The 22,703-nt window shown below is 69.1% G+C and carries 25 protein-coding genes; 12 read left to right on the top strand and 13 right to left on the bottom strand.

Annotation, left to right across the window (positions count from 1 at the left end):
* The 4 genes from C5F48_RS13870 to C5F48_RS13885 form a co-directional block, all read right to left on the bottom strand.
* Window positions 1-413, bottom strand: a 413-nt coding sequence (locus C5F48_RS13870; RefSeq protein ID WP_502525975.1) for a class II glutamine amidotransferase domain-containing protein, incomplete at its 3' end; no start/stop codon positions are given.
* Window positions 410-883 (bottom strand): lasso peptide biosynthesis B2 protein, encoded by a 474-nt coding sequence (locus tag C5F48_RS13875; protein WP_107664500.1) that lies wholly within the window; start codon window positions 881-883, stop codon window positions 410-412. The genes C5F48_RS13875 and C5F48_RS13870, both read right to left, overlap by 4 nt.
* 13 nt (window positions 884-896) lie before the next feature.
* Entirely contained in the window at window positions 897-1,175 is a 279-nt protein-coding gene (locus tag C5F48_RS13880; protein ID WP_107664501.1) for a PqqD family protein, read from the bottom strand.
* A 111-nt stretch (window positions 1,176-1,286) separates the two neighbouring features.
* A complete protein-coding gene (locus C5F48_RS13885) occupies window positions 1,287-1,439 on the bottom strand; it encodes a lasso RiPP family leader peptide-containing protein (RefSeq protein WP_107664502.1) in 153 nt (50 codons plus the stop codon).
* Between the two features lie 360 nt (window positions 1,440-1,799).
* Here C5F48_RS13885 and C5F48_RS13890 point away from each other — a divergent pair, with 360 nt between their 5' ends.
* Both C5F48_RS13890 and C5F48_RS13895 read left to right on the top strand, forming a co-directional pair.
* Entirely contained in the window at window positions 1,800-2,933 is a 1,134-nt protein-coding gene (locus C5F48_RS13890) for a nucleotidyltransferase family protein (protein ID WP_170139647.1), read from the top strand.
* On the top strand, window positions 2,930-3,901 hold the full coding sequence (locus tag C5F48_RS13895) for a glycosyltransferase family 2 protein (RefSeq protein WP_107664504.1): 972 nt from the start codon (window positions 2,930-2,932) through the stop codon (window positions 3,899-3,901). Before C5F48_RS13890 ends, C5F48_RS13895 begins: the two co-directional genes overlap by 4 nt.
* Here C5F48_RS13895 and C5F48_RS13900 read toward each other — a convergent pair whose 3' ends face one another.
* Complete coding sequence (locus C5F48_RS13900; protein ID WP_107664505.1) at window positions 3,902-5,083, bottom strand: glycosyltransferase family 2 protein; 1,182 nt, start codon at window positions 5,081-5,083, stop codon at window positions 3,902-3,904.
* Between the two features lie 224 nt (window positions 5,084-5,307).
* Between C5F48_RS13900 and C5F48_RS13905 the strand changes: the two genes are divergently transcribed.
* Window positions 5,308-6,081 (top strand): family 16 glycosylhydrolase, encoded by a 774-nt coding sequence (locus tag C5F48_RS13905; protein WP_107664506.1) that lies wholly within the window; start codon window positions 5,308-5,310, stop codon window positions 6,079-6,081.
* A gap of 14 nt (window positions 6,082-6,095) precedes the next feature.
* Entirely contained in the window at window positions 6,096-7,427 is a 1,332-nt protein-coding gene (locus C5F48_RS13910) for an O-antigen ligase family protein (RefSeq protein WP_107664507.1), read from the top strand.
* A gap of 54 nt (window positions 7,428-7,481) precedes the next feature.
* Here the strand turns inward: C5F48_RS13910 and C5F48_RS13915 are convergent, their stop codons facing one another.
* Entirely contained in the window at window positions 7,482-8,717 is a 1,236-nt protein-coding gene (locus tag C5F48_RS13915; protein ID WP_107664508.1) for a polysaccharide biosynthesis/export family protein, read from the bottom strand.
* A 54-nt stretch (window positions 8,718-8,771) separates the two neighbouring features.
* Window positions 8,772-9,485, bottom strand: a complete 714-nt coding sequence (locus C5F48_RS13920) for a sugar transferase (RefSeq protein ID WP_107664509.1) — start codon at window positions 9,483-9,485, stop codon at window positions 8,772-8,774.
* Between the two features lie 794 nt (window positions 9,486-10,279).
* On the opposite strand from C5F48_RS13920, the gene surE reads away from it, so the two are divergent.
* Genes surE through C5F48_RS13935 form a run of 3 tightly spaced genes read left to right on the top strand, consistent with a single transcriptional unit; the run spans window position 10,280 to window position 12,945 of the window.
* The gene (gene surE / locus C5F48_RS13925; RefSeq protein WP_107664510.1) at window positions 10,280-11,065 is read left to right on the top strand and encodes a 5'/3'-nucleotidase SurE; all 786 of its coding nucleotides are present in this window, start codon (window positions 10,280-10,282) and stop codon (window positions 11,063-11,065) included.
* A complete protein-coding gene (locus C5F48_RS13930; protein WP_107664511.1) occupies window positions 11,062-11,724 on the top strand; it encodes a protein-L-isoaspartate(D-aspartate) O-methyltransferase in 663 nt (220 codons plus the stop codon). The genes surE and C5F48_RS13930 overlap by 4 nt, the downstream gene beginning before the upstream one ends.
* A 42-nt stretch (window positions 11,725-11,766) precedes the next feature.
* Window positions 11,767-12,945: a peptidoglycan DD-metalloendopeptidase family protein gene (locus C5F48_RS13935; protein WP_107664512.1), complete on the top strand. Its 1,179-nt coding sequence runs from the start codon at window positions 11,767-11,769 to the stop codon at window positions 12,943-12,945.
* 88 nt (window positions 12,946-13,033) lie between these two features.
* Here C5F48_RS13935 and C5F48_RS13940 read toward each other — a convergent pair whose 3' ends face one another.
* The 6 genes from C5F48_RS13940 to C5F48_RS13965 form a co-directional block, all read right to left on the bottom strand.
* Complete coding sequence (locus tag C5F48_RS13940; RefSeq protein ID WP_107664513.1) at window positions 13,034-13,870, bottom strand: ATP-binding protein; 837 nt, start codon at window positions 13,868-13,870, stop codon at window positions 13,034-13,036.
* On the bottom strand, window positions 13,867-14,733 hold the full coding sequence (gene tatC, locus C5F48_RS13945; protein WP_107664514.1) for a twin-arginine translocase subunit TatC: 867 nt from the start codon (window positions 14,731-14,733) through the stop codon (window positions 13,867-13,869). Before tatC ends, C5F48_RS13940 begins: the two co-directional genes overlap by 4 nt.
* On the bottom strand, window positions 14,730-15,230 hold the full coding sequence (gene tatB, locus C5F48_RS13950) for a Sec-independent protein translocase protein TatB (protein ID WP_107664515.1): 501 nt from the start codon (window positions 15,228-15,230) through the stop codon (window positions 14,730-14,732). The genes tatC and tatB overlap by 4 nt, the downstream gene beginning before the upstream one ends.
* 27 nt (window positions 15,231-15,257) lie before the next feature.
* Complete coding sequence (locus C5F48_RS13955) at window positions 15,258-15,497, bottom strand: twin-arginine translocase TatA/TatE family subunit (protein ID WP_107664516.1); 240 nt, start codon at window positions 15,495-15,497, stop codon at window positions 15,258-15,260.
* A gap of 127 nt (window positions 15,498-15,624) precedes the next feature.
* Window positions 15,625-16,719, bottom strand: coding sequence for an ABC transporter ATP-binding protein (locus C5F48_RS13960; RefSeq protein ID WP_107664517.1), 1,095 nt, complete (start codon window positions 16,717-16,719; stop codon window positions 15,625-15,627).
* A gap of 130 nt (window positions 16,720-16,849) precedes the next feature.
* A complete protein-coding gene (locus C5F48_RS13965) occupies window positions 16,850-17,629 on the bottom strand; it encodes an SDR family oxidoreductase (protein WP_107664518.1) in 780 nt (259 codons plus the stop codon).
* A 265-nt stretch (window positions 17,630-17,894) separates the two neighbouring features.
* Between C5F48_RS13965 and C5F48_RS26060 the strand changes: the two genes are divergently transcribed.
* The 5 genes from C5F48_RS26060 to C5F48_RS13985 all read left to right on the top strand — a co-directional run.
* Window positions 17,895-18,086, top strand: a complete 192-nt coding sequence (locus C5F48_RS26060) for a hypothetical protein (RefSeq protein ID WP_258186508.1) — start codon at window positions 17,895-17,897, stop codon at window positions 18,084-18,086.
* A gap of 68 nt (window positions 18,087-18,154) precedes the next feature.
* Window positions 18,155-18,904 carry a Hint domain-containing protein gene (locus tag C5F48_RS13970; protein ID WP_258186509.1) on the top strand — a complete coding sequence of 250 codons (750 nt, stop codon included), beginning with the start codon at window positions 18,155-18,157 and terminating at the stop codon, window positions 18,902-18,904.
* 44 nt (window positions 18,905-18,948) lie between these two features.
* Window positions 18,949-20,553 carry a peptide chain release factor 3 gene (locus C5F48_RS13975; RefSeq protein WP_107664520.1) on the top strand — a complete coding sequence of 535 codons (1,605 nt, stop codon included), beginning with the start codon at window positions 18,949-18,951 and terminating at the stop codon, window positions 20,551-20,553.
* On the top strand, window positions 20,481-21,335 hold the full coding sequence (locus tag C5F48_RS13980) for a hypothetical protein (protein WP_245941429.1): 855 nt from the start codon (window positions 20,481-20,483) through the stop codon (window positions 21,333-21,335). Before C5F48_RS13975 ends, C5F48_RS13980 begins: the two co-directional genes overlap by 73 nt.
* Window positions 21,336-21,459: 124 nt before the next feature.
* A partial coding sequence (locus tag C5F48_RS13985; protein ID WP_107664519.1) for a DEAD/DEAH box helicase occupies window positions 21,460-22,703 on the top strand: 1,244 nt, incomplete at its 3' end.

A 22,703-nucleotide genomic window follows, 5' to 3' on the forward strand; every position in this document is an offset into this window, starting at 1 on the left:
GGTTTCACCCCGAAGCGGTCGCGGGCGCAGAACATCCGCTGTTTCGCGCCGTCCCAGAGGGCGAAGGCGAAATCGCCGTCGATCCGCCGCAGCGCGTCGATGCCCCAGCGGTCATAGGCGGCCAAGAGCAGCGCCGCATCCCCGGCCAGGGGCAGGTCGAGCTGGCGCGCCAGATCGTCCGGCGCGTCGAGCCGGATCTCGCCTGTCAGCACCGGGCCGTCGGGCCTGAGCTGCCACGGCCCGGCCGTATCACCGAGGTCGAGCCAGGCATGGCCCAGCGCCAGACCGGGGGCTTCGTGCAGGGTCATCCCCTGCGGGCCGCGGTGGCGCAGCGCCTGCAGCATGGTGCGGGCGCGCGGCACGGCGACGGAAGGATCGCCGGCGAGCGCGGCATAGGCGACGAAACCGCTCATTGCAGCACCTCCGGGGCACGGTGGATCAGGCCGGAGCGGCGGTCGCCCGGCAGGTAATCGAGGAAGGGCCGGTGCGCGGCATAGGTGGCGGAGCTGCCGCCAAGGGCGATGGTCTCGCCCGCCATCAGCCAGGCATGCGGCTTCAGCTTCGACCGCTCGGCGCGCGGCAGCGACAGCCGCACCGTCGAGACATAGCCGCGCCGCGCCAGCAGATACTGGCCCGAAAGGGCCTGGGTCAGGCAGGTCGCGCCCGGCATCAGCCGCGCCGCGGCCCGGACCGACCAGACCACCTCGCGCAGATCCCCGAGAGGCGCCGGCTGCGCCGCGTCGAGCAGGGCGATCCCGGTGCGCACCGCATCGGCCTGCTGGCGCCACAGCGCCACGCGCACCCGCGCCACGGTGATCCAGGCAAGGGCCAGGACGCAAAGCTGGCGCAGCGAGAGACGCCGCAGCCGGCTCAGACCCCGCATGATCCGGCCCGGCTCATTGGACCACGACCAGGCGGTGACGGGCCAGTTCGTCGATCAGCTGCTGCACATCGGCCCGGCTGCGTTCGACCGGGATGCCGTAGCGGGCAGCGACCTGCTCGACGAGGCTGTCGATGGAGGCCGGCTCGGCCAGCAGCGACCAGACATACTGGCCGACGGCGTTCATGCTGAAGTATGCGTTGGTTTCCGTGTCGAAGATGGCGATGCCGTCTCCGAAGGCGCATTCGACGCAGCCGGGCGCGATGGAAATCGCGTCGATCCGAAAATCCTTCATTTCAACCCTGCAATTCTAAAATTTGGCATCGAGGCAATCCGGGGACTGCCTCGACGAAATTCTAGCGCGGGTCCGAAAATACGGACCCCGCCTTACCTTGAATCCTGGAAATCAGGAGAAGGTCAAGTCGCCGCGCGGGGTGCCGACCGGGAAGGCGGCGTCGAGGCTGTTGCCGACCGAGCTGCCCTGGGTCATGTCTTCGAGCGAGCCGTGAACGTTCAGTTTCGGCGCTTCGTAGGAAAGGGTTGCGGAAGTGTTTTGCACGGTAATCAGTCCTTGTCATAAGTTCATTGCGGCTATGGCCACCCTTCACGCTTGTCCGGCCCTCTCCGGCAAGTCAACTTGACCGGAAGGACTGAACCTCTCGAAATGAGACCAAATCGCCGGCAGGACCGCAGTTTCGCCACAAATCGGCCACAAACTCCCGGTGATCACAAAATAATGTTACCAGCCCCTTCAAAATCCGCTCAAAATTTAGGCGTTTTCGCATGATTTCTCTTCTTGGCGTTCACTTTAAGGTTGCATTTGCATTTTTTTCTCAGCGCTGGATTGCGGCGACTCTCTGCCGCGAATCACTTGGCCGCCGCGCGTCCGGCTCCGCCGTCCTTCCGGGGAGCCTTCGCCTTGCCGTTTGATCCCGGCCAGTTCGCCCTGGTTTCCGGCCGCGACGTCAGCGCCGAGACGGCGGTGCTGCTGCACCACCTCGCCCGCCGGCTCGGCGATACTCCGCCACCGCCGCCCCCCGCCGCCGATCCGCAGCTGCTGTTCGAGATCGCCCGGCTGAACAAGGTCGCGCTGTTCCTGCCGCGCGACCCGCAGGCGCTGCCGGAAGGCTGCGCCCCGCTGCGCGGCTGGCTCGACGCGATGCGGTTGAAGACCATGACGATGAACCGCCGCAGCCTGAAGGCGGGCGCCGAGGTGGCGGGCCTGCTGGCCGCGGCGGGCATCGCCCATGTCCAGTTCAAGGGCCCGCTGCAGCAGCTGGCGCTCTATGGCGACGCCAATGCCAAGCCGGTGGGCGATGTCGACCTGCTGGTGGCCGAGGCCGACGGCCCGCGGGTCCGCGGGCTGCTGGAGGCCGCGGGCTTTCGGGCGCAGGGCGGCAGGCTGGCGGGCTGGTGGTGGCGCTCGCTGGGCGAGCTGCATTTCGCCCGCGAGGCTTTGGGCCCGGTGGTCGACCTGCATCACCGGGTGCAGCAGCCGGGCTCGCCCGACCCGCGCCGGATCGGGGCCTTCCTCGACAACGCCGTGCCGATGGATTTCGAGGGCAAGGTCATCCCGGTGCTCTCGGCCAGCGACCGCTGCCTTTTGGCGGCGATCAGCGTGGTGAAGGCGCTGTTCGGGCGCGAGCCCTGCGCCGGCTATCTCATGGACCTGCGCGCCTCGCTGGCCCTGCTCTCGCCCGACGAGGCGAAGGCCCTGCCCCGCCTCGCCGCCGAACAGGGGCTGACCGAGACGCTGGGCTTCGCCAGCCATGCGCTGGACGCGGTCTTCGCAGGGCTTTCCGCCCGGTCTTTCGCCATTGGCGGCAATCCCTTGCCGCTTCCCGCCGACAAGCTGCGGCGGATGCTGGTCACGCCCTGGGATGCCGGGATAGACTGGCCGCGCCGCCGCTCGGTGCTCTGGGCGCTCTGCGGCCGGGCGCCGCTGCGCTATGCCCGCGAGACCGCGCGCGCGGCGCGGTCCGAAGCCTATCGCCGCAGCCTCGGCCTCGCCCTGTCGCGGCAGGCCACGACCGCAGAAGGAAGCCGCCCATGATCCCGACCCCGATCTGCGTCATCATCGCCGCGCGCAACGCCGCCGAAACCATCGGCCGCGCCGTCGCCTCGGCGCTGCAGCAGCCGGAGGTGGCCGAGGTGCTGGTGGTCGACGATGCCTCCACCGATGCGACCGGCGCCGCCGCCACCGCGGCGGATGACGGCAGCGGGCGGCTGAAGCTGTTGCGGCTGGCGCAGAACGGCGGGCCCTCGGTGGCGCGCAACCGCGCCATCGCCGAGAGCAGCGCCCCGCTGATCGCTATCCTCGACGCCGACGACTTCCTGCTGCCGGGCCGCTTCGCCGCCCTCGCCGGGGCCGGGCTCGACCTCGCCGCCGACAACATGGTCTTCGTCTCGCCCGAGCGGGCGGCGACGATCAGCCCCGCCGACCTGCCCGCCTTCCCGGAAGGCTTCCGGCCGATCGACGCCGCCAGCTTCGTGCGGGCCAACATCTCGGGCAAGGTGCGGCGCGGCGAGCTCGGTTTTCTCAAACCGATCCTTTCGCGCGGGTTTCTCGACAGGCACGGGCTGCGCTACGACGAGACCATGTGGCTGGGCGAAGATTACGACCTCTATGTGCGGATGCTGCTGCGCGGCGCGCGCTTCGGGCTGACGCGGCAGGTCGGCTATGTCGCGGTGGAGCGCGGCGGCTCGCTCAGCGGGCGGCACCGCACCGGCGATCTGGTGGCGCTGGAGGCCGCTTGCCGGCGGCATGCGGCGACGCCGGGGCTCTCGCCCGAGCTGCGCGACGCCATCGACGCGCATCTGCGGCAGGTGATCCGCAAGCGGCAGCTGCGCGAATTCCTCGACGCCAAGCGCGCCTCGGGTCTCGGCGGCGCCTTGGCCTATGCGCTGTCGCCGCCGTCGCGCTTCCTGCCGATCGCCCTCGGCGTGGCGCGGGACAAGCTGGCGGCGCTGCGCCCCGCCCCCGCCGCGCCGAAGGGCGACCGGTTGCTGCTGACGGAGTGATCAGCCGCGCGTTCCGCCCGGCGGCAGCGGGCCTTCGGCCCCGGTGACGCGGACCGAGGCGAAGCGCGGGACCATCCACAGAAGGTGCAACGCCGCCTCGCCCCGCGCCTCGATCGCCAGATCGTGCCGAGCGGCGAGGTCCGAGAGCTGCGCCAGCAGCAAGGCTGGCGGCGCCGCCACCGGCTGTTCGGGCGGCAGCACCGGCGGGACATCCATCCCGCCCCCGCCCAGCACCAGCGCCTTCGGCGTCCGTTCGACCGAGACCGCCGCCCGCCGCTGCAGCCGTTCCCGCACCGAGCGCGCCAGCTCCAGCGCCAGCCCCGGCCGCGCCGCCAGCGCGCCGAGCGAGGCCCCGGCCTGCCGCGCCTTCATCGCCGCCACCAGCCGCTCGAAGGCCAGCAGCTTCTCCAGCCCCGCCCGCCGCCGCGCCATGGCCGCAACCAGCGCCGGATCGGCAAGGCCGGCGGCCGAACGGTCATGCGCCGCGATCAGCGGCTCCAGCGCCGCGACCGACAGCCGGTGCGAGATCGAACCGGAATGGCGACGGTAGAGGTAAAGCGCCTCGGGCAGCAGGAAGAGCCGCGCGCCTTGCAGCAGCAGCCGCAGGTAGACGTCGTAATCCTCGCCGATCCGCACCGCCGGATCATAGCGCAGCGCCCCCCAGGCCGAGCGCCGCACCAGCGGCTTCAGATAGCCCAGCGGCGGCAGGTCGGCCCGCCCGCTGTTGGCCTCGACGAAGAGCGCGGCGTCGACCGGCATCGGCGCGGTCAGCGCCAGCGGGCCCAGCAGGGTGCGGCCGCTGGCGTCCACCGTCTCGCCGAAGAACAGCATGTCGTCGGCCACCGCATCGGCCTTCAGCGCCTCGGCTGCCGCCAGCATCCGCTCCAGCCGCGCCGGGTGCAGGATGTCGTCGGAATCCATGATCGCCAGCCAGTCGCCGGTTGCCGCCTCCACCGCCCGGTTGCGCGCGGCGGAGGGGCCGGCGTTGGTCGGCTGCTCGATCAGCCGAACCCGAGGGTCGGCGGCCATCGCCTGCCGCACGATCGCCGCACTGTCGTCGCCCGAGGCGTCGTCGACCACGATCAGCTCCAGATCGGCATGGCTCTGCCTGAGCACCGAGGCCATCGCCTCGGGCAGGGTCGCGGCGCCCCGGTAATTCGCCATCAGCACTGAAATCCGCATCGGTCCTCCGTCGTTTGGCCCCGCCTAGCACATGCGCCGCCGGATGTGACGGACGATCTGCCTTGGCGAGCGGATGAGCCGAAGCCTGCTCAACTTTGCGGCATCCTTGGGCAAAGACCCGGACGCCGGTGCAGGCAGCACGTGCAATGGCGCCGGGGTTGGGCTAGGCTCGGCGGAGTTCCTATTGCATTCGACCAAACCAGATTGATGGAGAAGACCCCGGGATGATCCTCAACCCGCGCGCGCCGCTTTCCGGCGCAGCCCTCGCCCTGCTTCTGTCCACCCCTCTCGCCGCCGCCGAGTCCGGCAGTTTCTTCGACCCCTTCGACCGGCTCAGCCAGAGCCGCTGGTTCGTCTCGGACGGCTGGACCAATGGCGAGCACCAGAACTGCACCTGGGCCCGCCGCGCCCTCGGCCTGACCGACGGCGTGCTGCGGCTGACCTACATTCCCGATCCCGAGGGGCAGAACGCCAACCTCTGCTCGGAGATCCAGACCAACGCCGTCTTCAGTCACGGCACCTACGAGGCCCGGATGAAGACCGATCACCGGCAGTCCGGCTTCAATGCGGCCTTCTTCACCTACATCGGCCCGGTGCACAAGAAACCGCATGACGAGATCGACTTCGAGATCCTGACCCGCAACACCTCTTCGGTAGACGTGAACACCTATGTCTCGGGCAAGCCGCAGAACGGCCGCAAGGTGGCGCTGCCGACGCCGTCGGACCAGGACTTCCACATCTATTCCTTCACCTGGGAGCCGGACCGGCTGCGCTGGTACATCGACGGCAAGCTGATGCACGAGGCGACCGAGAACCTGCCGGTGACGCCGCAGAAGATCTTCTTCAGCCATTGGAGCACCGACCGGCTGACCGAATGGATGGGCCCCTTCATGCCCCCGGCCGAGCCGGTGGCGCTTGAGGTCGACTGGGTCGCCTTCACCAAGGCGGGCGAGCCCTGCCAGTTTCCCGACTCCGTGCTCTGCACCGCGGCCGACTGAGCGGGGGCTGCCGGATGACCGTCCTGCCGCTGCAGACCCTCCGCAACCGCGACCTGGTGCTGATCCAGATCTGCCCCAGCAGCGTGCTCGCCTTCATGGCGGTGATCTCGCTGCTGCTGGTGCAATGGGTCGGCGCGCTGGCGGCGCTCGGCTTCCTCGTCTCCGGCCTCGCGCTGGTGCTGCGGCGGCCGCAGACCATGCTGAGCGAGGTCTGGCAATACTGGATGGTGCTGACCATCCCGTTCTGGTGCCTCCTCACCGTGCTCTGGTCGACCTACCCCTCGATCTCGCTTCGGGCGGTGATCCAGCTGATCATCACCTTCGGCATCGCCATCTCCATGGCGAACCGGATGTCGCCCCGGGGCTTCCTGCGGATGATCTTCCTCGCCCATGCCATCGTCGCGGTACTGAGCCTGCTTTTCGGCCAGATCCGCGCCGACGGCATGGGCTGGCTCGGCATCTTCGGCTCGAAGAACGCCTTCGCCGCGGTGATGTCGCTCTTCGTGCTGGTGAGCTTCGCCATGGTGCTGGACCGGCTGCAGGGCTGGCTCTGGCGGCTGGCGGCGGGCTTCGGCCTCGCGCTCGGCGGCATGCTGCTGGTGCTGGCGCAATCCAGCGGGGCGCTGCTGACCACCGCCATGGCGCTGATGTTCGGCCTCCTGCTGATGGGTGCGCGCTGGATGACGCCGATTCAGCGCGTCATCGCGGTCGGGCTGGGGCTGATCGCGGCGCTGGCCGTGGCAGTGCTGCTCTTCACCCTGCAGGACGTGATCTTCTCGCTGCTGCTCGAGACCACCGGCAAGGACGCCACGCTCACCGGTCGCACAGATCTCTGGCAGCGCGCCTTCGACGAGATCGCCCGCAATCCGCTGTTTGGACAGGGCTACCAGGCTGTCTGGGTCGAGGGCAACCAGGTTGCCGAGGACATGTGGGCCGAGTTCGGCATCGCGAACAAAAGCGGCTTCAACTTCCACAACACCTATATCTCCAACGCGGTGGAGATCGGCATCATCGGCGTGGCGCTGCAGGCCGCCGTGCTGTTCGGCGCCACCGGGCTGACGGTGTTCTGGGCGCTGCGCGACCCGCGGGCCGAGACGGTGTTCCTCGCCATCCTCATGCTGCGGGTGCTGATGCTCAGCATGGTCGAGGTGGTGGGCCTCACCCAGTTCGACCTCGGCACGGTGGTCGTGCTGTGCGCGCTGGTCTTCGGCATGCGCGCCCGCTGGGCCTTCAAGGCGCAGGAGGCCGCCGCCCGCCTGCCCCCGCGGCCAGACCCGGCGCGGCCTCTCCCCGCCCCCGTCGAGACCGAATGGACGGAGGATGGCTCCGGGCCTAGGCCCGCCTGAGCCCAGACAAGCAAAAGCCCCGCCGGAGCGGGGCTTTTGCTGTGGCGCGCCGGGTCAGTTGGTCGACGGCGGCCGCAAGGTCATCTCGATCAGGTCGCCGGGTTTCAGCGCCATGTCCATCGCATCCGGGATCTCCTGCGTCTCGCCGTCCTGATTGCGCAGGATCGACACGTTCACTTGCGCCGCCAGCGAAGCGCCATCGACGGGCAGATCGGTCCCCTGCGCCTGGGTCATCAGGCTGATGGCGAGGCTGCGCTCGGTGTCGACCCGTCGCTCGGCCTCCAGCACCGCGGCCTCGACCTCCTGCAGCTGCAGGGCCACCTCGGAAGACCGGGTGTCGATCAGCGCGATGCGGTCGCGTTCGGCATCGGCCACGCCCTGACGCGCGCGCAGCACCGCCGTCGAGACATCGAGCAGCGAAGATTCGATCGCCGACAGGGTGCGCTGCGACTCGAACAGCCGGGCATTGGCGACGAGGCCGCGCTCGGACAGGTTGGTGGCATTCTCCACCTCGCGCTGGCCGAGCTCGATCTGGGTCTCCAGCGCCTTGCCCTTGGCGTTCAGTGACTCGATCTCGGCCTCCAGTAGCTCCTTCTGGCTCTGGATCGCGGCGAGGCCGCGGGCGAGCTGGTCGCGGCGCAGCGCCATGAAGGCGACCTCCTCCTGCACCAACGCCTGACTGCGCGGTGTGTCTTCGAGCATCGGCACCGGGGTGAAGTCGTCGCGCCCGTCGCGCTCGGCCTCCAGCCGCGCCTTGCGCACCCGTAGCGCCTCCAGCTGGTCGAGGTTGATCCGCAGCGCCCCCTGCCCCGAGATGAGGTCGCGCACGGTAGCCGGGGTGCGGCGGATCTCGTCGCTGGGGCCGCCCGCTATGGCGATGGCCTGACGCGCCGTCAGGCCGGGGCGGTAGACGATCTCGCCGGGAGTCTTCACATGGCCTGACACGATCACCGGCTGGTATTTCGCGATCTCGACCGTGGCGTCCGGCAGGTCCGGCAGCGCGAGGCGCTGCTTCAACCCGTCGGAGATCTCGGCCCCGACCTCGACCGGGGCCTTGCCGACCGCCATCACCGGGCCGAGGAACGGCACCGAGATCGACCCGTCGGGCCCGACCTCGTATTCCCCCGCCAGCGCTTCCCATTCGCGCATGGTGCCGTCGATCGGCTGCCACTCCAGCACCCGCAGCCGCAGCACGTCGCTGGTGGAGATCTTGTAGGTCTCGGCAGCGACAATGCCCGGCACGAGGCCGAGCATCAACGCCGCGAGGATGGGGAGCCTTGTCCCTGTCATGTCATTCCCTCGTCTGTTCCGCTGTCCTGTCGCAAGTGGTGCCAGGGCCAAGCCTCAGCACGAACCGCGCGACTTCAGCACGGCGGGGATGGTGCGCAGGATGATCGACAGATCCGCCAGGATGTTCCAGCGCATCACGTAATAGCGGTCGAGCTGCACGCGGCGGTCGTAGCTGAGATCGCTGCGGCCGCTGACCTGCCACATGCCGGTCAGGCCCGGACGGGTGCGCAGGTAGTGGCCGGCGGAGGCGTTGTAGCGGCGCAGCTCGGCGGCGACGACCGGGCGCGGCCCGACGACGCTCATCTCGCCCATCAGGATGTTGAACAGCTGCGGCAGCTCGTCGATCGACAGCATGCGGATCACCGCGCCGATCGGGGTCACCCGCGGATCGTTGCGCAGCTTGCGGTCATTGGCCCATTCGCGCTGCGCTTCGGGATTGCCGCGCAGGTGGCGTTCCAGCACGCTGTCACCGTCGACCACCATCGAGCGGAATTTCCAGCAGCGGAAGGTCCGCCCGCCGAAGCCGATGCGCTGGTGGCCGTAGAAGATCGGCCCGTTGCTGGAGGCCGCGATGATCAGCGCAACGCCGAGCATCAGCGGGGAGAGAGCGATCAGCGCGGCCACCGCGACCAAAATGTCGAGCGCGCGCTTGGCGACGCCGCCGACCGGACGGGTCAGCGGGTCGTTCACCGAGGGGAGTGAGGCTGCAAAAATATGGTCCGGACCGTACTGATCCGGGGTCAAAGAGGATTGGGGGTTGAATTTCATGAAACACCTTTTCGTTCAAGCGTTGCCGCTCATCACTTGGCGAAGTTAACCCGTATTGATGACGAATTCCCGCATCATTCGGAGCGGCAGGCGAGAACCTGCGAATGCGCACCGGGATCATTACAGAATTCGCCAATAAGGCGAGTTAAGCTCAAAATTTAGGCGGAAAAATAAGCAGAAATGCTGCACCTGCGTTGCTGCGGCCGCGAGGCCAATGGGTGGAATACGAGAATCAGTGTCGAATGGTTAAAGCGATTCTGGCAAGACAGTGCCGTGGAAACGACCGTACACCACTGTAGTTCCGATGCAGGATGCCCGAAAGGTGCAGTCGTTACGGCGGCAAACCGCCCATCGCGGGCCGAAATCGCGGGCTGGCTGGCCGCAACCCCCCGGAATTGTGACGGAATTGAGGCGTCCCGCCCCCGAGGGCTGCAGCTGCGGCGAGAACGGCCTTTCTTCACTTCGCCGGCAACGCCCCTCGGGGCCTCACAACCGGAAGATGCGCAACCTTAACGGCGCGTTTACCTCTGGAGGAGGGGGAACGCGGGGTGATTCGGAGCCTCCGCCAGACCGGATGCCGCAGCTGCATCCGCCTCCCGAACAGGCCCAGGCGCCCGGCGTCCGGCCGGCCAGTGGAAGCCGGCGCGAACCGCTCTCCCCCCGCGTGTCCGGCCCCTCCCGGGACACCGCCTTCGGACCGGCAGGGAAGCCTCATCCCTCCCTGAAGGGCCGGCGCGCGCTTTACCCTCGGCCCGCCCTCGTCTAATCAGGGGTGACCCAACACAGGCGGCTTCATGCGCATTCTCATCACCAATGACGACGGCATCAACGCACCGGGGCTCGAGGCGCTGACCGAGATCGCCATCGACCTCGCCGGTCCGGAGGGCGAGGTCTGGACTGTCGCCCCCGCCTTCGAGCAGTCGGGCGTCGCGCATTGCATCAGCTACACCCACCCGATGATGATCGCCAAGCTGGGCGAGCGCCGCTACGCCGCCGAGGGCAGCCCCGCTGATTGCGTGCTGGCCGCGCTCTACGATGTGCTGCAGGGGGCCAAGCCCGATCTCGTGCTCTCGGGCGTGAACCGGGGCAACAATTCGGCCGAGAACGTGCTCTATTCCGGCACCATCGGCGGCGCGATGGAGGCGGCGCTGCAGGGCCTGCCCGCCATCGCCCTGTCGCAGTTCCTCGGCCGCGAGACGGAAGGCCTTGCCGATCCGTTCGAGGCGGCCCGCACCCATGGCCCGGCGGTGATCCGGGCGCTGCTGGAACGCGGGCTCTGGGACGGCGAGGATTACCGGCTGTTCTACAACGTCAACTTCCCCCCCGTCCCCGCCGCCGCGGTGAAAGGGCATCGCGTGGCGGCGCAGGGCTTCCGCCGCGACACCTCCTTCGGGGTGGAGCCGCATATCTCGCCCTCGGGGCGCAAGTTCCTCTGGATCAAGGGCGGGGCGCAGCACTCGCCCACCCTGCCCGGCACCGACGCCGCGGTGAACCTCGAAGGCTACATCTCGATCACGCCGATGCGCGCCGACCTGACCGCCCATGACCGGCTGGCCGAGCTCGAGGCGCGTCTGGGATGACGGAGGACGCGCCCGGCGACGACACCCCGGCCGAGCGCCAGATGCGCTTTCTCTACACGCTGCGCTCGCGCGGGGTGACGGATGGCCGGGTGCTGACCGCGATGGAGCGGATCGACCGCGGCGCCTTCGTCAAGGGCCTGTTCGCCGAGCGCGCCTACGAGGACATGCCGCTGCCCATCGCCTGCGGCCAGACCATCAGCCAGCCCTCGGTGGTCGGGCTGATGAGCCAGGCGCTGGCGGTCAGCCCGCGCGACAAGGTGCTGGAGGTGGGTACCGGCTCGGGCTATCAGGCCGCCGTGCTGAGCCAGCTCGCCCGCCGGGTCTATACCGTCGACCGGCACCGGCGGCTGGTGCGCGAGGCCTCGGAGATCTTTCGCCAGCTGCACCTGACCAACATCACCGCCTTCGCCGCTGACGGCAGCTTCGGACTGCCGGATCAGGCGCCCTTCGATCGCATCCTGGTGACAGCCGCGGCAGAAGATCCGCCCGGCCCCCTATTGGCCCAGTTGAAGATCGGGGGTATCATGGTGGTTCCTGTCGGGCAGACGGACGCCGTGCAGAACCTGATCAAGGTGACCCGGCTCGAACAGGGGTTCGACTATGAAGAGCTGCGCCCGGTGCGCTTCGTGCCACTGATCGAAGGGCTTGGAACCGACTAGACACGCCCCGGGACCAACCCGGGCATGACGAGAGGCAGAGCCATGACCAACCGCCCCCCGCTGATGCGCGCCCTCGGCCTGACCACGGCGCTTGCGCTGCTGGCGGCCTGCAGCACCAACACCTCGGATCTGGACTGGGATCTGCGCAGCCGCGTCGGCGCGGTGAACACCGCCGACGCCGCGCGCCAGGCCACCGCCCAGCGGCCCCAGGCCGACGCCCGCGGCGTGCTGTCCTACCCCGGCTACCAGGTCGCGGTGGCGCAACGCGGCGACACGGTGACCACCTTGGCCGCCCGGGTCGGGGTGAACGTGAACGAGATCGCCAGCTACAACGCGCTGAAGCCGACCGACCCGCTGCGGCAGGGCGAGGTGCTGGCGCTGCCGACCCGCATCGCCGCGGCCCCGACGCCGGTCTATGGCGGCGCCGGCACGGTCTCGCCCGGCGGCATCGACGTGAGCGCCATCGCCACCACGGCGCTGGACCGCGCCGGCAGCGCCAGCCCGGCGGCGGCGACTCCTGCAGCGCCGACCGGCGCGGAACCCGCCCGGCACCGGGTGGCGCGCGGCGAGACCGCCTATTCCATCGCCCGCAGCTACAATGTCTCGGCCAAGGCCCTGGCCGACTGGAACGGGCTCGGCCCGGATCTCGCGGTGCGCGAGGGCCAGTTCCTCATCATCCCGACCGCGGTTCCCGGACAGCGCGCGCCCTCGCCGGTGGCCGTCACCACCGCTCCCGGCAGCGGCTCGCCCACCCCCGCCCCGCCCTCGGCGGCCAAGCCCCTGCCCGACGAGCGGCCGGTGGCGGCGAACGCCCCCACCCCCGGCACGCCGAACTCGCCCAACCTCGGCAGCCAGCGCACCGCGGCCTCGGCCTCGCGGCTGGGCTTCCCGGTGCAGGGCTCGATCATCCGCGGCTATGTGAAGAAGAAGAACGACGGCATCGACATCGCGGCGGCGGCGGGCACCAGCGTCAGCGCGGCCGCCGACGGCACGGTGGCCGCGATCACCGCCGACACCAACCAGGTGCCGATCCTGGTGATCCGCCATGCCGACAACCTGCTGACGGTCTATGCCAATATCGACGCGATCAAGGTGCAGAAGGGGGCCTCGGTGAAACGCGGTCAGCCGATTGCCGTGGTGCGTCGCGCCGACCCGGCCTTCCTGCATTTCGAGGTGCGCAAGGGGTTCGAGTCGGTGGATCCGATGCCTTACTTGCAATAGGCCCGCTTGGGGCCGGCCCCGGGGGCTGTCTGCCCCCGGACCCCCGAGGATATTTTCCGACAGAAAATGGGGGGAGAGGCGTTGCGCCTCAGATCCGGACGCCGTGGCGGGCGGCGAGGTCGGTGAAGAACTGCCAGGCGACGCGGCCGGAGCGGGAGCCGCGCGTCGCCTGCCATTCGATGGCCTCGGCCCGCAGCACGTCCTCGGCGACCTCGACGCCATGCGCGGCACAGTAGCCGCGGATCATCTCGAGATACTCGTCCTGCGAACAGGGGTGGAAGCCGAGCCAGAGGCCGAAACGATCGGAAAGCGAGACCTTCTCCTCCACCGCTTCCGAGGGGCTGATCGCGGTGGAGCGTTCGTTCTCGATCATGTCGCGCGGCATAAGGTGGCGGCGGTTCGAGGTGGCGTAGAGGATCACGTTGTCCGGCCGCCCCTCGATCCCGCCGTCGAGGATCGCCTTCAGCGACTTGTAATGCTGGTCGTCATGGCTGAACGACAGGTCGTCGCAGAACAGGATGAACCGCGCCTCCGAGGCCCGCAGGTGTTTCAGCAGCCGCTGCACCGAGGGCAGGTCCTCGCGGCTCAGCTCGACGATCTTCAGGGGCAGGCCCTTGGCCACCACGGCGGCATGCACCGCCTTGACGAGGCTCGACTTGCCCATGCCCCGCGCGCCCCAGAGCAGCGCGTTGTTGGCCGGCAGGCCGCGGGCGAAATGCTCGGTGTTCTCCAGGAGGATGTCCCGCGCCCGGTTCAGCCCGATCAGCAGCGCCAGATCAACGCGCGAGACCCGCGCCACCGGCTCCAGCCGGTCGGGCGCGGTGTGCCAGGCGAAGGCCTCGGCGCCAGAGAAATCGGGCGCGGCGGCGGGGGCCGGGCTCAGGCGTTCCAGAGCCTCGGCGATGCGCAGGAGCGTGTCGGTCATGCCTTGTCGTCAGCCTCTTCCTCGTCATCCTCGAACCACAGCCCCTCGGCGCGCAGCTTGGCCTCGCGCTTCTTCTCGATGCGGCGGATCAGCAGGATGGAGATCTCGTAGAGCGGGTAGATCGCGCCGAACAGGATGGCTTGCGACATCATGTCGGGCGGCGTCACCACGGCGGAGAGGATCAGGATCAGCACGATGGCGTATTTGCGCATGCCGACCAGGCTCGCGGCCGAGATCAGCCCGGCCTTGCCCATCAGCGTCAGCAGCACCGGCAGCTGGAAGCAGAGGCCGAAGGCCAGGATGAAATTGGTGGTCAGCGCCAGATACTGCTCCATCGAGCCCTGGAACAGGATGCCCGCCGTCCCCGGCGCCGCCGTCACCACGCCCTCGATGGCGGTCGGGTTGGCGGCGTTGGTCATCTGGAAGCCGAGGAAGAAATTGAAGGCGATCGGCAGCACGATGTAGAAGGAGAAGGCCGCGCCCAGCAGGAACATCAGCGGCGAGGCGACGAGGAAGGGCAGGAAGGCGTTCTTCTCGTTCTTGTAGAGCCCGGGCGCCACGAACCGCCACATCTGATAGGCGATCATCGGGAAGGACAGCATCAGCCCGCCCATCACCGAGATGCGGATGGCGACGAAGAAACCCTCCTGCAGCTTGATCAGGATCAGCGAGCAGGCCTGGTCGCGGGCGGCGAGCGCGTCGCACATCGGCTCGGTCAGGAAGTTGAAGATCGGCGTCCAGACCGTGAAGGCGATGCACATCCCGACGAGGAAGGCGCCCAGCGAATAGATGATCCGGTTGCGCAGTTCCGCCAGATGCTCGATGAGCGGGGCGCTGCTGCTGTCGATGTCGTCGGCGCTCATGCGTCACCCTTCGGCGGTTCGGTCGGCTGCGCGGGAGCGGCGGCCGTCGCGGGTGCCGGTTCGGACGCGGGCGCCGGTTCCGGAGCGGCGGCGGGCTGCGGCGCCACTCCGGCATTGGCGGGGGCATTGGCGGCGGCCGAGGCTGCGCCCGCCTTGGCGGCCTGGGCATCGGCCAGCGCCTGTGTCGCCGGGCCCTTGGGCAGCGAGGGGCGCGACTTCATCGGATCCCAGGCCTCGAACTTGCTGGCGGCGTCCTTCACCGCGTCCAGCCCCATGCTCTTGGCCGAGGTCGCGGTCTTCACGTCCTTGGCCACGTCCTTCAGCCCGGTCTCGTCGGCGGCCGATTCCATCGCCCGCTGGAACTCGCGCGCCATGCTGCGGGCCTTGGCGGTGAAGCGGCCCAGCGTGCGGAACATCTCGGGCAGGTCTTTCGGCCCGATCACGATCAGCGCCACAACCCCGATCACCATGAGTTCGGACCAGCCGATATCAAACATGAGTCACCTCCGCACCGCGCGGCAAGGTCAGACCTTGTCCCGTTCCACCGGCGTCACGTCGCGCACGTCGGTGCGGGCGTCGCTGCGCAGGTCGGGGGTCGTCGCGGGCTTCTCCAGCTCGGCGGTTTCTTCCTTCACGCCCTTCTTGAAGGCCGAGATCCCCTTGCCGACTTCGCCCATCAGCGAGCTGACCTTGCCGCGGCCGAACATCACCAGCACGACGACTGCGATCAGAAGAAGGCCGGGCAAACCGATATTGTTGAGCATGTGTCTCTCCTTCGGGCCGCGGAACGGCCTCAGACTGTTCACTGACCTCATTTATTGGGTCGGAGGCCCAGATCAAAGCCCCATTCCACCAATGCGACGGAATTTCTGCGTGAACGCGGGGAACCGCTCAGCGCTGCGCCGGGAAGACGAAGCAGCGGTCGCGGCGGATCATCAGCCAGAGCGGCGTGCCTGCCTTGGGCATGAACACCCCCGGCACCGAGGCGGTGAGCCGCGAGCCGTCGAAATCCATGGCGAATTCCACCAGGCTCTCGCGCCCGAGGAAGCGCGCCCGGACCACCGTGCCCCGCGCCGCCGTGCCATCGGTGGGCGTCGGCAGCGGGCCGCGGCCGCCGCGGTCGAAGTCGATCTTCAGATGCTGCGGGCGGATCACGATCTCCACCGGGGCGCCATCGGCATGGCCGGGGGTGAGGAAGGCGCCGAAGGGCGTCTCGGTCAGGGCACCGCGCGACTGGCCGCGGATCACGTTCACGTCGGAAAAGAAGGCCGCCGCCGCCCGGTCCACCGGCGCGTTGTAGACGTTGTAGGGCGAGCCGCGCTGCACGATCCGCCCGTCGCGCATCAGCGCGATCTCGTCGCCCATCCGCAGCGCCTCGTCCGGCTCATGCGTCACCAGAAGGACCGCCGTGCCCTCCTCCTTCAGCACTTCCAGCGTGGTGTCGCGGATGCCGTCGCGCAGCCGGTTGTCGAGGCCCGAGAAGGGTTCGTCCATCAGCATCACCCGCGGGCGCGGCGCCAAGGCGCGGGCCAGCGCCACCCGCTGCTGCTCGCCGCCCGACAGCTCGTGCGGGTGCTTGGCGCCATAGCCGCGCAGGTTCACCCGCTCCAGCAACTCGTCGACCCGCCGCGCCTTGGCCTCGCGCCCGTCGCGCAGGCCGAAGGCCACGTTCTGCGCCACCGTCAGATGCGGAAACAACGCGAAGTCCTGGAACATCAACCCGACCGAGCGCGCCTCGGGCGGCAGGAAGCTGCCCTCCCCCGAGACCAGCCGCCCGTCGATCTCGATCCGACCGGCGTCGGGCCGCTCGACCCCGGCGATCATCCTCAGCGTGGTGGACTTGCCGCAGCCCGAGGGGCCGAGCAGGCAGGTCACCTGCCCCGCGGCGATGGTCAGCGACAGGTCGGCCACCACCGGCTTGCCGCCGAAGGCGCGGGTCAGGTGCCGGACCTCGAGCCGGGCGGCGGGGGCGGAGCTCTGGGTCACGGGCAAGGCTATCCGATCAAATCTCTCGGGTTTCGCCGCTTGTGCCGGGATTTGGCGTCGGATTCAACCCTCCCCACGGCCCCTCCCGCCGGGGCTTGCCGGACCGCACCGCGGTCCGGCGTCGCATTGCTCAGATCGTGGCGTTGGTCGCCCCGCCATCGACGAGCAGGTTCTGCCCGACGATGAACTTCGCCTGCTGCGAGCAGAGGAAGGCGCAGGCCGCGCCGAAATCGCCCTGCGCGCCATAGTGGCGCGTCGGGATCGTCGCCTGACGCTGCTTGCGCGCCTCTTCCATGCTGACGCCCTGCGACTTGCTCACGCCGCTGTCCAGCGCCTCGGCGCGAGCCGTGTCGTGGATGCCCGGCAGCAGGTTGTTGATGTTGACGCCATGCTGCGCCACCTGCCGCGCGGTGCCCGCAACATAGCCGGTGAGCCCGGTGCGGGCCGCGTTCGACAGCCCGAGCTGCGGGATCGGCGCCTTCACCGATTGCGAGGTGATGTTGACCACGCGGCCCCAGCCGCGGTCGATCATGCCCGGCAGCAGCGCCGTCATCAGCGCGATCGGCGTCAGCATGTTGGCGTCCAGCGCCTTGATGAAATCGTCGCGCGTCCAGTCCGACCACACGCCCGGAGGCGGCCCGCCCGCATTGGTCACGAGGATGTCCACCGGCCCCGCCGCGGCCAGCACCTCGGCCCGGCCCGCCTCGGAGGTGATGTCGGCGGCCACCGTGGTGATGCTCACCCCGAACCGCGCCCGCAGATCCGCCGCCGCCGCTTCCAGCGCCTCGGCGCCGCGCGCGTTCATCACCAGATCGACGCCCGCTTCGGCCAGCGCCGCCGCACAGCCGAGACCCAGCCCCTTCGACGCCGCGCAAACCAGCGCCTTCTTGCCGCGAATCCCCAGATCCATCCGATATGCCTTTCCTCGTTTCCTCCCCCCAAGCGATAGCAGCCGACCGGCCCAGCGGGAAGCCTGCATGCCCTTTGGGCGAGTTCAGGGGCGATCCACTCATCTTAAGGCAGATGCACGACAGTCCCGCCGCGCAGATGTCGCAGGCGTCCAAGAGATGTCGCGTTGACAGCGGCTTTCACGGGTTGCTAACCCTGTCATGCGCGGGCGCTGACCCGCTATCCCTCTGGAATCGTTAACAAATGGTTAACGCCATGCCGGCATCATGACCACCACACCGCATCCCGGCCCCGCCTGCGAGGTCTTCGCCGCCGACGACATCTTCGTCAGCAGCGGGGCCAATCTCGGCGACGGGCTGGAGGAGCCGGACCTCGTCTGCCCCGGCGACATCTACGAGCTGGCCCGCGCCGCCCGCAGCCGTCGGCTGCTGCTCGCCCCCGGCCCGAAGCCGCGCTGAGCGTCGCCCCGGGCTCGCCGCTGGGCGCGCCCGGGGCCGCCGTCCGCCTCGCCGCGCGCTACACGCTGATGACGCCGGAGGGCCAGCCGCTCGACCTCTTGCTGCTGCGCCTCGACGGGCCGGCGGGCGGGCTCTTCGCCGCGCCGCTGTCGCCCTTGGGCCCGCGCATCGACTACACGCTGGTGCAGGTCGACGCCGCGCCGCCCGCCGCCGCGCTGAGCGACCTGCTCTGCGTCTCCTTCGTGCATGGCACGATGATCACCCTCGCCTGCGGCAGCCAGCGCCCGATCGAGACCCTGCGCGCCGGCGACCGGGTGCTGACCCGCGACCACGGCCCACAGCCGATCCGCTGGATCGGCCATGCCACGCAACGCGCGCTCGGCGCCCTGGCCCCGGTGGTGATCCCGCGCGGCACGCTGGGCAATTCCGGCGACCTGATCGTCAGCCAGCACCACCGGATCTTCCTCTACCGCCCCGGCCGCCGCCCCGACATGCCGACGGCCGAGCTGCTGGTGCAGGCCCGGCATCTGGTGGACGGGAGCACCGTCTATCTTCGCGAGGGCGGCATGGTCGGCTATTTCAGCCTCGTCTTCGACCGGCACGAGATCATCTATGCCGAGGGCATCCCCGCCGAGAGCCTGAGGGTGACCGAAGCCACCGTGGCCCGCCTGCCCCAAGGCCTTTCGCAGGGGCTGCGGGCCAGTTTCCCCGGCCTCGCCCAGCCGCAGCATTTCGGCACCGAGGCGAACCGGCAGCTGCTCGACCGGCTGGGACCGGCCGCGCTCTTCCGCCGGCGCGCCTCCACCGCGGCGCGGTGAACAGCCCGCTTTCCAAGGCCCCGCCCAGCCGCTATATCCCCGCCATGCTGGACCAGACAAACCGCCCCGCCCTGCCGCCCGAAATCGCCCGACGCCGGACCTTTGCGATCATCTCGCATCCCGACGCCGGCAAGACCACGCTGACCGAGAAGTTCCTGCTGTTCGGCGGCGCGATCCAGATGGCCGGCCAGGTGCGCGCCAAGGGCGAGGCGCGGCGGACCCGCTCGGACTTCATGCAGCTGGAGAAGGACCGCGGCATCTCGGTCTCCGCCTCGGCGATGAGCTTCGACTTCGCGCAGTACCGCTTCAACCTGGTCGACACCCCCGGCCACTCCGACTTCTCGGAAGACACCTACCGCACCCTGACGGCGGTGGACGCCGCGATCATGGTGATCGATGGGGCCAAGGGCGTGGAAAGCCAGACCCGCAAGCTCTTCGAGGTCTGCCGCCTGCGCGACCTGCCGATCCTAACCTTCTGCAACAAGATGGACCGCGAGAGCCGCGACACCTTCGAGATCATCGACGAGATCCAGCAGAACCTCGCCATAGACGTGGCCCCGGCCAGCTGGCCGATCGGGATGGGCCGCGATTTTCTCGGCTGCTACGACATCCTGCACGACCGGCTGGAGCTGATGGATCGCGCCGACCGCAACCGGGTGGCGGAATCGATCCAGATCAACGGGCTGAACGACCCCAAGCTGGCCGAGCACATCCCCGCCGACCTTCTGGCCAAGCTGCTGGAGGATCTGGAGATGGTCCGCGTGCTGCTGCCCGCCTTCAACCGCCAGTCCTTCCTCGAAGGCCACATGACGCCGATCTGGTTCGGCTCGGCCATCAACTCCTTCGGGGTGAAAGAGCTGATGTCAGGCATGGGCGAATTCGGCCCCGAGCCGCAGGTGCAGAAGGCCAAGGAGCGCGGCATCGCCCCCGAGGAGGACCGCGTCACCGGCTTCGTCTTCAAGGTGCAGGCCAACATGGACCCCAAGCACCGCGACCGCGTGGCCTTCGTCCGCCTCGCCTCGGGCCACTTCCTGCGCGGCATGCGGCTGAACCATGTCCGCTCGAAGAAGCCGATGGCGATCACCAACCCGGTGCTGTTCCTCGCAGCCGACCGTGAGTTGACCGAGGACGCCTGGGCCGGCGACATCATCGGCATCCCGAACCATGGCCAGCTCCGCATCGGCGACGCGCTGACCGAGGGCGAGGATCTGCACTTCACCGGCATCCCCTCCTTCGCGCCGGAACTGCTGCAGGGCGTGCGCGCGGGCGATCCGATGAAGGCCAAGCATCTGGAAAAGGCGCTGATGCAATTCGCCGAGGAAGGCGCGGCCAAGGTGTTCAAGCCGATGATCGGCTCGGGCTACATCGTCGGCGTCGTCGGCGCGCTGCAGTTCGACGTGCTGGCCAGCCGGATCGAGCTGGAATACTCGCTGCCCGTCCGCTTCGAGGGCTCGCAGTTCTCCTCGGCCCGCTGGGTGACCGGACCGAAGGCCGCGGTGGACGCATTCGTGAACATCAACAAGGGCCATATCGCCCATGACAGCGATGGCGACCTCGTCTTCCTCACCCGCCTGCAATGGGACATCGACCGCGTGCAGCGCGACCACCCCGAGGTGAAGCTGACCGCCACCAAGGAGATGATGGTCTGAGCGAGGGGCTCACCTATCCCGGCGGGGCAGAGGCGCTGATCGCCCATTGGCAGCAGCGCCGCGCCCCGCTGGACCAGGCCCCGGGCGAGAGCCTGCCGCTCGCCGCCGACCTCGCCGCCCTCGCCCGCCAGCCGGTCACTGCCGAGCCGGCCTCCCGCTCCGCCTCGGGCCAGTCCCGCAAGCTGCAGGAACTGCGCGCCGAACTGGCCGGGCAGAGCGAGCTGGCGCTGCTGAACGCGCTCTGCATCGCCCATCTGCGCAAGCGGGGCTTCCCGCCCGAAGCCCCGCGGCTTTTCCGCCGGATCTGGGCCGAGCAGAGCGAAGCGCTGCTGAAGAGCCTCGATACCCGCTGGCTGGTCTCCTCGATCATCACCTTCGCCGACCATGGCGAGACGGAGGCGCAGCGCAGGCTCGGCGCCTCGATGAACGTGCTCTTCTCGCTGATGAAGCTCTACGAGGCCGAGCGGTTGCATTCCGGCCACGCCCCGCAGCAACCGTTCCGGCTGAACCGCCGCGCCGCCGCGCCGCTGCCGCTGGGGATGACCGGCTTCTCGCTGGCGGGGGGCGGGCTCGACGTGAACCTGCTGGCCCCGATCTGGGACGAGGCGCTGCGCACGCCCGTAGCCGGCCCCCTCGCCTGCCATCTGCTGGAGCGGCTGAACGCCGATCAAGGCACCGTCTTCCGCCGGTTGGCGATGATGCGAGAGGCGCTGAAGGCGCGGAAAGCCGCCGGAACGGCCGCGGCGGGTCTGCAATCCGCCGGGAAAGCCCAGCAACCTTGACCTGAGCGATATTTTGCGCTACTGCGCCAGCAGGCTTGACACAGCCTAAAGACGCCGGGACGCCCGGATGATCAGCGTCCCCTTTGATTTACATGCGGTCCGATACCGCATTCACAGGACGCTCATGACCAAATTTTCCGACCTCGCGCTGGACCCCCGCGTGCTGAAGGCCGTGCAGGAAGCCGGCTACGAAACCCCCACGCCGATCCAGGCGCAGGCCATTCCGCATGCCTTGCAGGGCAAGGACGTGCTGGGCATCGCCCAGACCGGCACCGGGAAGACCGCGAGCTTCACGCTGCCGATGATCACCCTGCTCGGCCAAGGCCGCGCCCGCGCCCGGATGCCGCGCAGCCTCGTGCTCGCCCCGACCCGCGAACTGGCGGCGCAGGTGGCGGAGAACTTCGACGTCTACGCGAAATACACCAAGCTGACGAAGGCCCTGCTGATCGGCGGCGTCTCCTTCGGCGAGCAGGACAAGCTGATCGACCGCGGCGTCGACGTGCTGATCGCGACGCCGGGCCGGCTGCTCGACCATTTCGAGCGCGGCAAGCTCCTCCTGACCGGCGTCCAGATCATGGTGGTGGACGAGGCCGACCGGATGCTCGACATGGGCTTCATCCCGGATATCGAGCGGATCTTCTCGCTGACGCCCTTCACCCGGCAGACCTTCTTCTACTCGGCCACCATGGCGCCCGAGATCGAGCGGATCACCAACACCTTCCTGACCGGCGCGGTGAAGATCGAGGTTGCGCGTCAGGCCACCACCTCGGAGACCATCGAGCAGAAGCTGTTCTCGATCACCCCGGCCCGCAAGGACCGCAGCTTCGCCGACAAACGCTCGGTCCTGCGCGCGCTGATCCGGCAGGAGGGCGAGGCCTGCACCAATGCGATCATCTTCTGCAACCGCAAGATGGATGTCGATGTGGTGGCGAAGTCGCTGAAGCAGCACGGCTTCAACGCCTCGCCGATCCATGGCGATCTGGACCAGTCGGTCCGCACCCGCACGCTCGAAGGCTTCCGCGACGGGTCGGTGCACCTGCTGGTCGCCTCGGACGTGGCGGCGCGGGGGCTGGATATCCCGGCGGTGAGCCATGTGTTCAACTTCGACGTGCCCTCGCATCCCGAGGATTACGTGCACCGGATCGGCCGCACCGGCCGGGCCGGGCGGAAGGGCAAGGCCTTCACCATCGCCACGCCGCATGACGACAAGTATCTCGCCGCCATCGAGAGCCTCGTGAAGCAGCCGATCCCGCGGGGCGAGCTGCCGGAAGGCTTCGCGCTGGCCGATCCGGGCGAGGCGCCTGCCCGTTCGGAGCGTGGCGAGGACAAGAAGCCGGCCCGCAGCCGGACCCGGGGCCGCGAACGGCC

The sequence above is a fragment of the Cereibacter changlensis JA139 genome (assembly GCF_003034985.1).
GTDB classification, from domain to species: Bacteria; Pseudomonadota; Alphaproteobacteria; order Rhodobacterales; family Rhodobacteraceae; genus Cereibacter; species Cereibacter changlensis.

Bases quoted from the DNA above. Each gene is read 5' to 3' on its own strand.
- C5F48_RS13875 (WP_107664500.1), bottom strand. From the start codon at position 883: ATGCGGGGTCTGAGCCGGCTGCGGCGTCTCTCGCTGCGCCAGCTTTGC.
- C5F48_RS13880 (WP_107664501.1), bottom strand. From the start codon at position 1,175: ATGAAGGATTTTCGGATCGACGCGATTTCCATCGCGCCCGGCTGCGTC.
- C5F48_RS13895 (WP_107664504.1), top strand. From the start codon at position 2,930: ATGATCCCGACCCCGATCTGCGTCATCATCGCCGCGCGCAACGCCGCC.
- C5F48_RS13900 (WP_107664505.1), bottom strand. From the start codon at position 5,083: ATGCGGATTTCAGTGCTGATGGCGAATTACCGGGGCGCCGCGACCCTG.
- C5F48_RS13905 (WP_107664506.1), top strand. From the start codon at position 5,308: ATGATCCTCAACCCGCGCGCGCCGCTTTCCGGCGCAGCCCTCGCCCTG.
- C5F48_RS13910 (WP_107664507.1), top strand. From the start codon at position 6,096: ATGACCGTCCTGCCGCTGCAGACCCTCCGCAACCGCGACCTGGTGCTG.
- C5F48_RS13915 (WP_107664508.1), bottom strand. From the start codon at position 8,717: ATGACAGGGACAAGGCTCCCCATCCTCGCGGCGTTGATGCTCGGCCTC.
- C5F48_RS13920 (WP_107664509.1), bottom strand. From the start codon at position 9,485: ATGAAATTCAACCCCCAATCCTCTTTGACCCCGGATCAGTACGGTCCG.
- surE (WP_107664510.1), top strand. From the start codon at position 10,280: ATGCGCATTCTCATCACCAATGACGACGGCATCAACGCACCGGGGCTC.
- C5F48_RS13930 (WP_107664511.1), top strand. From the start codon at position 11,062: ATGACGGAGGACGCGCCCGGCGACGACACCCCGGCCGAGCGCCAGATG.
- C5F48_RS13935 (WP_107664512.1), top strand. From the start codon at position 11,767: ATGACCAACCGCCCCCCGCTGATGCGCGCCCTCGGCCTGACCACGGCG.
- C5F48_RS13940 (WP_107664513.1), bottom strand. From the start codon at position 13,870: ATGACCGACACGCTCCTGCGCATCGCCGAGGCTCTGGAACGCCTGAGC.
- tatC (WP_107664514.1), bottom strand. From the start codon at position 14,733: ATGAGCGCCGACGACATCGACAGCAGCAGCGCCCCGCTCATCGAGCAT.
- tatB (WP_107664515.1), bottom strand. From the start codon at position 15,230: ATGTTTGATATCGGCTGGTCCGAACTCATGGTGATCGGGGTTGTGGCG.
- C5F48_RS13955 (WP_107664516.1), bottom strand. From the start codon at position 15,497: ATGCTCAACAATATCGGTTTGCCCGGCCTTCTTCTGATCGCAGTCGTC.
- C5F48_RS13965 (WP_107664518.1), bottom strand. From the start codon at position 17,629: ATGGATCTGGGGATTCGCGGCAAGAAGGCGCTGGTTTGCGCGGCGTCG.
- C5F48_RS26060 (WP_258186508.1), top strand. From the start codon at position 17,895: ATGACCACCACACCGCATCCCGGCCCCGCCTGCGAGGTCTTCGCCGCC.
- C5F48_RS13970 (WP_258186509.1), top strand. From the start codon at position 18,155: ATGACGCCGGAGGGCCAGCCGCTCGACCTCTTGCTGCTGCGCCTCGAC.
- C5F48_RS13975 (WP_107664520.1), top strand. From the start codon at position 18,949: ATGCTGGACCAGACAAACCGCCCCGCCCTGCCGCCCGAAATCGCCCGA.
- C5F48_RS13980 (WP_245941429.1), top strand. From the start codon at position 20,481: ATGGGACATCGACCGCGTGCAGCGCGACCACCCCGAGGTGAAGCTGAC.